Below are 8736 nucleotides of genomic sequence, written 5' to 3' on the forward strand. Positions count from 1 at the left end.
CCTGGCGGTCGCCGCCCTGGTGGAGGGAAGGCTGGACGCCGCCTGGGCCCGCTGGGTCCGGCCTTGGGCCCTGGCCGCCTGGAGCTTCCTGACCGTCGGCATCGCCCTGGGGTCCTACTGGGCCTACTACGAGCTTGGCTGGGGTGGCTGGTGGTTCTGGGACCCGGTGGAGAACGCCAGCTTCATGCCCTGGCTTGTCGGCGCGGCCCTCCTGCACTCCGCGGTCGTCACCGAGAAGCGAGGTGCGCTGCCGGGCTGGACCGTCTTTCTCGCCCTCGCGGCGTTCAGCTTCTCGATGCTGGGGGCCTTCCTCGTCCGGTCCGGGGTCCTGACCTCCGTCCACGCCTTCGCCGTCGATCCGACCCGGGGCGTGCTGCTGCTGGCCATTCTCCTGAGTCTCGCCGGGCCGGCCTTCGCTCTCTTCGCCTGGCGGGCGCCCAGGCTCGCCCCCGGCGGCCTGTTCGCTCCGGTCAGCCGGGAGAGCGCCCTGGTGGCGAACAACATCCTGCTTTCCGCAGCGACGCTGACCGTCCTGCTCGGAACCCTCTTCCCGCTGATCCGGGAGGCGGTCACCGGCGAGGCGATCTCGGTGGGGCCGCCCTACTTCAACCTGACCTTCAACCCGCTGATGGCCATTCTGTGCCTGCTGGTTCCCTTCGGACCCCTGCTGGCCTGGAAGCGGGCCGACCTCGCGCCTGCCATGCGGACCTTGATTCCCGCCCTGATCATCGGCGTCGCCATTGGCCTTGCCGCCCTTTGGCTGCTGACCCCGCGCAAGGCCTTCGCCAGTCTCGGCCTGGCCCTCGGGGCCTGGCTCATCGTCGGCGCCCTGGCCGAAGCCGCCCAGCGGGTGCGGCTGTTCCGTGCGCCCTTCGCGGAGGCCCTGCGTCGGATGAGGGGCCTGCCCCGGGGCGCATGGGGGGCGACGCTGGCCCACGCCGGCTTGGGAATCTTTGTCATCGGCGCCTGCTTCGAGACCGCCTGGAAGATCGAGGCGGCGCAGACCCTCGCTCCCGGACAATCCCTGAAGGTCGGCGCCTGGGAGCTGGTTCTGAGGGACGTGCGCCTTGTGGACGGGCCCAACTATGAAGCCGAGAAGGCGCGGATCTCCGCCCGGCGTGGCGGGCGGGAGGTCTGCATGCTCACGCCCTCCCAGCGCTTCTATCCCACGGGCGGAGAGACCACCTCCGAAGTCGCCATCTGCAATGTCGATGTCAGTCATCTGTACGTCGTGCTCGGCGAGCGGCGGGAGGGTCCTGGCGGCGCCCCCGTCTGGCTTGTCCGCGGCTACTGGAACCCCCTGGCGGTCCTCATCTTTGTGGGGCCCGCGGTCATGGCCTTGGGCGGCTTCATTTCCCTGACCGATCGTCGGCTGAGGCTGGCCCCTGGCCGGCGCCGGGAGGTGCGGCCGTGAAGCGCGCCGGCCTTGCGGTCCTCGCCGCGCTGGCGTCCGCACTCTGCCTGGCGGCGGCGGCCGATCCCGCCGAGAGGTTGCCTGACCCCGCCCAGGAGGCGAGAGCGCGGGTCCTCTTCAAGGAAGTCCGCTGCATGGTCTGCCAGAACGAGTCCATCGAGGACTCCCAGGCGGACCTCGCCGTCGATCTGCGGCGACTGGTCCGGGAGCGGATCGCCGCCGGAGAGGACGACGAAGCCGTGCGCCGCTGGCTGGTCGATCGCTACGGAGAGTTCGTTCTGCTCCGGCCGTCCTTCTCGCCCGGCAACGTCATCCTTTGGCTGGCCCCCCTTCTGGCGGTCCTGGTGGGCCTTGCAGCGCTGTTGATCCGGGTTCGCAGCTTCGAATCCTCGTCGCCGGAGCTCACGCCTGCGGAAGCGCAGCGGTTGGCGGGCCTGCTCCGGACTGACGATCGCCATGATCCTGCCCTGAAATCGTCGCCGGACGATCCCAATGCATGACGTAATCCTCATTTGAGAGCGTCGCCGCTCTTTGGCATGTAGGTTCACATCCCCGCCCCGCGGCGTCGCGTGCGGGCCGTAAAGGAAGAATTGCGCACCATGAGCCCGATCAAGAGCCGATACATGATTGGCGCCGTCGCCGGGGCCCTTGTCGCCGGCGCCGCCATGGCCGCCGCCGGTCTCGAGGCGGCGGACCGAGTCGGCCCTGCCCAGCCCGGAGCCCCTGCGGCCGCGTCTGCGCCGAATTTCGGACCTCCGCCCGGCGCGCCGATGTCCTTCGCGGACATTTTCGAAAGGGTCTCTCCGGCGGTGGTCTCGATCAACGTGACCACCCGGGTGGACCTCAGCCGGATGCAGAGGCAGATCCCAGGCCTGCCCTTCGAGTTCCGCCCGCCGAACCCGGGCGGCGACGAGGACGGCGAGGGAGAGGGGCCGCGTGGGCCGAGGCGGCAGTCCGCAGGCTCGGGCTTCTTCATCTCCGCCGACGGCTTCATCGTGACGAACAACCACGTCATCGAGGACGCCGAGAGCATCAAGGTCGTCCTGAAGGACGAGACTGAACTCGACGCCACCGTGGTGGGCCGCGACGAGGGCACCGACATTGCGGTCCTGAAGGTCAGGGGCTCGGGCTATACCTTCGTGAATTTCGAGAACTCGGCCCGTCCGAGGGTCGGCGATTGGGTCCTGACGGTCGGAAATCCCTACAATCTGGGCGGGACGGCCACGGCCGGCATCGTTTCGGCGTACGGGCGCGACATCGGCGAAATCTTCGTCGACTTCATCCAGCTGGACGCCCCCATCAACCGGGGCAATTCGGGGGGGCCGACCTTCGACACCTACGGCCGGGTGATCGGCGTCAACACCGCCATCTTCTCGCCTACCGGGGGCTCGGTGGGAATTGGCTTCGCCGTGCCTGCCGAGGTCGCCGCCCGCGTGTCGCGCCAGCTGATCGCCAACGGCAAGGTGGTGCGCGGCTATATCGGCGCCTCCATCCAGGACTTCGACGAGGACATGGCCGCCGCCCAGGGCATGGCCGGCCAGAAGGGTGCGATCGTCGCGGAGCTCACCCCCGGGGCGCCGGCTGAAAAGGCCGGTCTCGCCACGGGCGACATTGTCCTTTCGGTCAACGGCGTCAGGGTCAGGTCGTCCTCGGAGCTGACCCGGCAGGTCGCAAAGGCCGCCCCCGGGGATCTCCTGCGCCTGGAAGTGATCCGGGACGGCAGGTCCCGCACCATCGACATCCGTTCCGGCACCCGACCCCCGGAATCCCAGCTGGCTTCCGGCCCCGGTGGCCCCGGCGGTTCTGCGCCCGGATCCGGCCGGACCGCGCCCTCATCGGGTCAGGTCCTGCTGGGAATGACGGTGGCGCCGCTTGACGACGTCTCCCGCCGTCGGGCGGGGCTGCCCGCGGACGCACGGGGCCTCCTGATCACGGCCGTCGACCGGTCCTCGGATGCGGCGACCAGGGGCCTGCAGGCCAATGATGTCCTGTTGCGCGCCGGCGACCGGGCCCTGTCGTCCCCCGCCGATCTGGCGGCCGTCATCGAGCAGGCCCGCCGCGCAGACCGGCCCAGCGTGCTGGTCGCCGTCTGGAGAGGCGGACGGACGCTCTTCCTGCCGATCAAGATCTCCGGCTGAGCGGGGGCGGAGGCATGCGCATCCTGATCGTCGAGGATGACCAGCCGGCGGCGGAGGCCATGGCGAAGGGTCTCACCGACGCCGGGCATGACTGCGTTGTCCAGCCAGACGGGGCGGCGGGTCTGGACTGCGCCCGCCGGGGCGGTTTCGACGTCATGATCGTCGACAGGATGATGCCCTGCCTCGACGGGGTCGGGCTCGTGGAGACCCTGCGGCGCGATGGAGACGAGACGCCGGTTCTTTTCCTGTCGGCCCTCGGCGAGATCGAGGACCGGGTCACCGGCCTGCGGGCCGGCGCGGACGACTACCTGGTCAAGCCCTATGCCTTCGCCGAGCTTGTCGCCCGCGTCGAGGCCTTGTCCCGGCGGCGGGAGACGGGGTCGGTGCTGACCCAGCTGCGGGTCGGCGATCTTGAGATGGATCTGATCGGCAGGCGTGTCCATCGGGCGGGCCAGGAGATCGACCTGCAACCCCGGGAATTCCGGCTTCTGGAGTTCCTGATGCGCCACGCCGGCCAGGCGGTGACCCGCACCATGCTTCTTGAAAAGGTCTGGGAGTACCACTTCGACCCCCAGACCAACGTCATCGACGTCCATATTTCCCGGCTACGCTCCAAGATCGACAAGGGGTTCGAGCATCCCATGCTGGAGACCATCCGGGGCGCGGGATACCGGCTGGATGCCTGAAGACCGGGACGCGCCCGGCAGCGGGCTCCTGCGCCTGTTCCGCGCCGCGCCCTTCCGTCTGACCCTCCTGTCCCTGGCCCTGTTCGCCTTCGCCGGCGCCGCCTTTCTCGCCTATGTCTACGTGGCCGCGACCGGAGAAGCCCGCCGGAGGACGGATGCGGAAATCCTCCGCGAGGCCGCCAGTCTCGTCGAAGTGAACGACCGGGCCGGCGCGCAGGCCCTGAACTCGGTTCTGGTCAGCCGAATGGCGGGCGAGCAGCGCTATCTCTACCTTCTGATGACCCCGGAGGGCCGCAAGATTTCGGGCTCATTGGCCCGGAGCCCGGTGGAGGACTTCCGCGGAGAGCCTGTCTGGATCCGGTTCAATCTCTCCGGCTTCGACGAGGATGGGCGTCCGGTCTCCATCCCCGCCCGGGGCTTCCAACAGAAGCTGCCGGACGGCGCCATCCTGTTCGTGGGCGCGGACACCGACGATGATCAGCAGTTCATCGTGACGATTGTCCGGGGTCTCTGGGGTGCGGGGGCCCTTGTCATCGTGCTCGGCATCGCCTCCGGCCTGCTCATCAGCCGGAACTTCACCCGTGCGATGACGGGCCTGACCGATGTGGTGCGCGCGGCCCGTCATGGCGATCTCACCGCCCGCGCCGCCGTCCGGGGCGCCGGTGACGAGCTCGACCAGCTCGCCGAGGGCCTCAACGCGATGCTTGAGCGCCTGGATCGGTCCATGGCTGCGCACCGTCACGCCGGCGACTCGATCGCCCACGATCTGCGCTCGCCCCTGACCCGGCTCAAGGTCAGGCTGGAGACCGCGCTCATCGACATGGAGGCCGGGCGCGGGGATGCCCGTCAGGCCCTGCGGCAGGCCCTCGATGACACGGACGGTGTGCTTCGGACCTTCTCCGCCGTCCTGGCCATTTCCCGGTTGCAGGCGGCCGGCGAAGCGCCCAACGCCGTCCTCTTCGACCCCGCCGGCATGGTCGGGGACATGACCGAGCTCTACGGCCCGCTCTGCGAGGACAAGGGGCTCGAGATCGCTTCCGACATCGCCGCCGGCCTCACCCTGCGCGGGAACCCCGCCATTCTGGCGCAGGCGCTCGCCAACCTCGTCGACAACGCCGTAAAGTACACCCCGCAAGGGGGAGCCGTGATGGTTCGTCTTCGGCGCAGGGCCTCCGGCGATGTCGAGATCTCCGTGACAGACACCGGTCCGGGCGTCCCGCAGCATGACAGGGACCGGGTCGTCGATCGCTTCATCCGCCTGGAGAACAGCCGGAACATGCCGGGGGCGGGTCTCGGGCTCTCCCTTGTCGCCGCCGTCGCCGAGGCGCACGGCGGCCGGCTGGAGCTGGGCGAAGGGCCCGGCGCCTACGGGGGGTCAGGTCCCGGCCTGCGCGCGGCTCTTGTTCTGCCGTCCCCGTCATGACCCGCCTGGGTGACCGCCTGCGCCCCTGCGGCCCGGTGATTGACCCCCGCCCGGCGGACAGGCTGCTGGAAGGGGTCGCGGCCCTTGGTGGGCTGACCGACGGTGAAAGGGATGCGCTGAGGCCGGTCTTCGGAGCCTCGCCCTATCTGGCGGGGCTGGTCCGCCGGGACCCCGCGCGCCTTCTGCGACTGCTCGGCGAGGCGCCCGAGACCCGGCTGGAGGCGCTTCTGGAGGAGACCCGCGCCCTGGCCTCCGTCGCTCCCGAGGTTGCGGGGCCAGGCCTGCGCAAGCTCAAGGCCGAACTGCACCTGCTCACCGCCCTCGCGGATCTCGGCGGGGCCTGGGATCTGGATCGCGTGACGAGCGCCCTCACGCGCTTCGCGGACGAGGCCTTGTCCGCTGCGCTCGCCTCTGCCGCCGGCGCCGAGGTCGCCGCTGGGCGCCTGCTTTCCTCCGGGGCGTCCGGGGCCGGCCCCGTCCCCGGTTTCTTCTGCATCGCCATGGGCAAGCACGGGGCCTTCGAGCTCAACTATTCCAGCGATATCGACATCTCGATCTTCTTCGAGCCCGAACTCCTGCCCCTGGCTCCGGGGATCGAACCCCAGGCCTTCGCCGTCCGGCTCACCCACCGGCTCTCCGAGCTGATGCAGGAGCGGACGGCCGATGGCTATGTTTTCCGCATGGACCTGAGGCTGCGACCGGACCCAGGCTCCACGCCGCCCGCCGTCTCCGCCGCCGCCGCCCTCGATTACTATGAGAGCGTGGGCCAGAACTGGGAGCGCGCCGCCTTCATCAAGGCCCGTCCCTGCGCCGGCGACATCCCCCGGGCCAAGGCCTTCCTGAAGGAGCTCGAGGCCTTTGTCTGGCGTCGCAACCTTGATTTCGCAGCCATCGCCGACATCCACTCGATCAAGCGGCAGATCCACATCCACAAGGTGGACGACCGTCTCACCGCACGCGGCGCCGATCTCAAGCTGGGTCGCGGGGGCATTCGCGAGATCGAGTTCTATGTCCAGACCCAGCAGCTCATCCTGGGGGGGCGGCAACCAGACCTTCGCAGCTTCCGGACCCTGGAGGCGCTCGCCGCCCTGCGGGAGGCGGGTCACGTCTCGCCGCAGGCTCATACGGAGCTGCACGAGGCGTATCTTCTCCTGAGGGCCCTTGAGCATCGGGTCCAGATGCTGGCCGATGAACAGACCCACAGGCTTCCGGAGTCCGACGCCGAGCGCCGCCGGGTGGCCGCCCTCGCCGGACATGACCGGCTCCGCAGCTTTGACGCCTGGGTGGAACGGACGCTGAGGACGGTGAACCTCCGCTATGGGGAGCTGTTCCCCGGCGAGGAACCGCTGTCTTCCCGCTTCGGGAGCCTGATCTTCACGGGGGTGGACGACGATCCGGAGACCTTGAAGACCCTCTCCCGCATGGGCTTTTCAAGTCCGTCCCAGGTCTCCCGGACAATCCGCTCCTGGCATCACGGGCATATCGCTGCGACCCGCTCGGAGCGTGGCCGGGAGCTCTTCACCCGGCTGGCGCCCCGGCTGCTTGAGGCCGCCCACGCCTCTGGGGCCCCGGATGCGGCCTTTGTTCGCTTTGGCGCCTTCTTTTCGCGCCTGTCGAGCGGCGTGCAGCTTCAGTCCCTGTTTCTCGCTCAACCCGCGCTGTTCGAGCTGATCGTGGAGGTGATGGCCTTTGCGCCCCGCCTCGCTGACACCCTGGCCCGTCGTCCCGCCGCACTCGACGCCATGCTGGATCCGGCCTTCTTCGGCGACATCGACCCGGACGAGGACCGCCAGGCGCTGCAGCGTGCGCTGCGGGGCGCTGAGGGTTTCGAGTCGGCCATGGACATCGTTCGGCGCCAGCATCGCGAGCAGGCCTTCCGCGTCGGCGTCCAGGTCATGAGCGGTTCGGCGGATGCGGAGGCGGCCGGCCGCGCCTTTGCCGGGCTTGCGGACGCCTGCATCGAGTCCCTGGCTCCGGCGGCCCTGGCGGAGGCGTCCCGCATGGGGGGGGCCTTCGACGGTCAGGTGGCGGTCGTGGCCCTCGGAAAGTGCGGCTCGCGGGAGATGAGCGCCGGCTCGGACCTCGACCTCATGACCCTGCATCGCGCCCGTACGGCGGACGCCGTGTCCGAGGTGAAGGGCTGGCCGGCGGAGGTGTTCTTCGCCCGTTTCACCCAGAGGCTGGTGGCGGCCCTGTCCCTCCCTACGGCGGAGGGAGAGCTCTACGAGGTCGACATGCGCCTGCGTCCCTCGGGCGCCAAGGGGCCGGTCGCCGTGGCCTTTCCGACCTTCGGCGCCTACTACGAGACCGAGGCTGAAACCTGGGAGTTCATGGCCCTGACCCGGGCGCGCGTCGTCTGGTCCAGTGACCCCGCCTTCGCCGCAGACGTTTCGCAGACCATCGAGCAATGCCTCCGGCTCCCCCGTGATCGCAAGACCCTGGCGCGGGAGGTCCGCGAGATGCGTCTCCTGATCGGCCAGGAGAAGCCGGCCTCGGGGTTCTGGGACATGAAGCTGGCCCCCGGCGGACTGGTGGACATCGAGTTCGCCGCACAGTTCCTCCAACTGGCCCATGCCCCTGGCGGAGGCCCTCTGAGGGCCGGGACCGCCGACGCCCTTGAGGCCCTTGCGGCGGCGGGCCTTGCCGAGGGGGTCGGTCCCCTGCTCGAGGCCTGGACACTTCAACAGAACCTCACCCAGATGCTGCGCCTGGCGCTGGGCGATGGCGATGATCCCGCCGACCAGCCGGAGGCCTTTCGCCGCAGGCTGGCCCGCGCGGGCGGCGCCCGTGACTTCCGCAGTCTCTCGGCGCGCCTCACGCGGGTTCGAAAAACCGCCCTGGAGGCCTTTGACCGCCTTATTCGCCCTTGAAACGCCGGAATCCGCGGCGCACTTCGTTCAACAGATATAGCCGGAGACCTCGCTGTGCCCCTGAGCCGTCTTCTCTTCGCCGCCGCTGCCGGGCTTCTGAGCCTTGGCGCGTTTCCCGCCGCCGCGCAGATGGGTCCTCCGAAACTCGACCAGAATGGCGATGGCAGGGTCCTCTTCGCGGAGTACCGGACGGCGAATGTGGACC

6 protein-coding genes are annotated in these 8736 nt (G+C 69.6%); all 6 read left to right on the forward strand.

The window, feature by feature from the left end; translation table 11 throughout:
* Positions 1-1414, forward strand: a 1414-nt coding sequence (locus INE98_RS00200) for a heme lyase CcmF/NrfE family subunit (protein WP_293535695.1), incomplete at its 5' end; no start/stop codon positions are given.
* The gene (locus INE98_RS00205) at positions 1411-1914 is read left to right on the forward strand and encodes a cytochrome c-type biogenesis protein (protein WP_293535696.1); all 504 of its coding nucleotides are present in this window, start codon (positions 1411-1413) and stop codon (positions 1912-1914) included. The genes INE98_RS00200 and INE98_RS00205, both read left to right, overlap by 4 nt.
* 99 nt (positions 1915-2013) lie before the next feature.
* Positions 2014-3552 carry a Do family serine endopeptidase gene (locus INE98_RS00210; RefSeq protein ID WP_293535697.1) on the forward strand — a complete coding sequence of 513 codons (1539 nt, stop codon included), beginning with the start codon at positions 2014-2016 and terminating at the stop codon, positions 3550-3552.
* Between the two features lie 14 nt (positions 3553-3566).
* The gene (locus INE98_RS00215) at positions 3567-4238 is read left to right on the forward strand and encodes a response regulator transcription factor (protein WP_293535698.1); all 672 of its coding nucleotides are present in this window, start codon (positions 3567-3569) and stop codon (positions 4236-4238) included.
* Positions 4231-5661, forward strand: a complete 1431-nt coding sequence (locus tag INE98_RS00220; protein WP_293535699.1) for a HAMP domain-containing sensor histidine kinase — start codon at positions 4231-4233, stop codon at positions 5659-5661. The genes INE98_RS00215 and INE98_RS00220 overlap by 8 nt, the downstream gene beginning before the upstream one ends.
* Positions 5658-8531 (forward strand): bifunctional [glutamine synthetase] adenylyltransferase/[glutamine synthetase]-adenylyl-L-tyrosine phosphorylase, encoded by a 2874-nt coding sequence (locus tag INE98_RS00225; protein WP_293535700.1) that lies wholly within the window; start codon positions 5658-5660, stop codon positions 8529-8531. The genes INE98_RS00220 and INE98_RS00225 overlap by 4 nt, the downstream gene beginning before the upstream one ends.
* Positions 8532-8736 lie beyond the last annotated feature (205 nt).

Source organism: Phenylobacterium sp. (genome assembly GCF_020253645.1).
Lineage (GTDB): Bacteria > Pseudomonadota > Alphaproteobacteria > Caulobacterales > Caulobacteraceae > Phenylobacterium.

Coding starts and splice junctions, on each gene's coding strand:
- INE98_RS00210 (WP_293535697.1), top strand. CDS start 2,014: ATGAGCCCGATCAAGAGCCGATACATGATTGGCGCCGTCGCCGGGGCC.
- INE98_RS00215 (WP_293535698.1), top strand. CDS start 3,567: ATGCGCATCCTGATCGTCGAGGATGACCAGCCGGCGGCGGAGGCCATG.
- INE98_RS00220 (WP_293535699.1), top strand. CDS start 4,231: ATGCCTGAAGACCGGGACGCGCCCGGCAGCGGGCTCCTGCGCCTGTTC.
- INE98_RS00225 (WP_293535700.1), top strand. CDS start 5,658: ATGACCCGCCTGGGTGACCGCCTGCGCCCCTGCGGCCCGGTGATTGAC.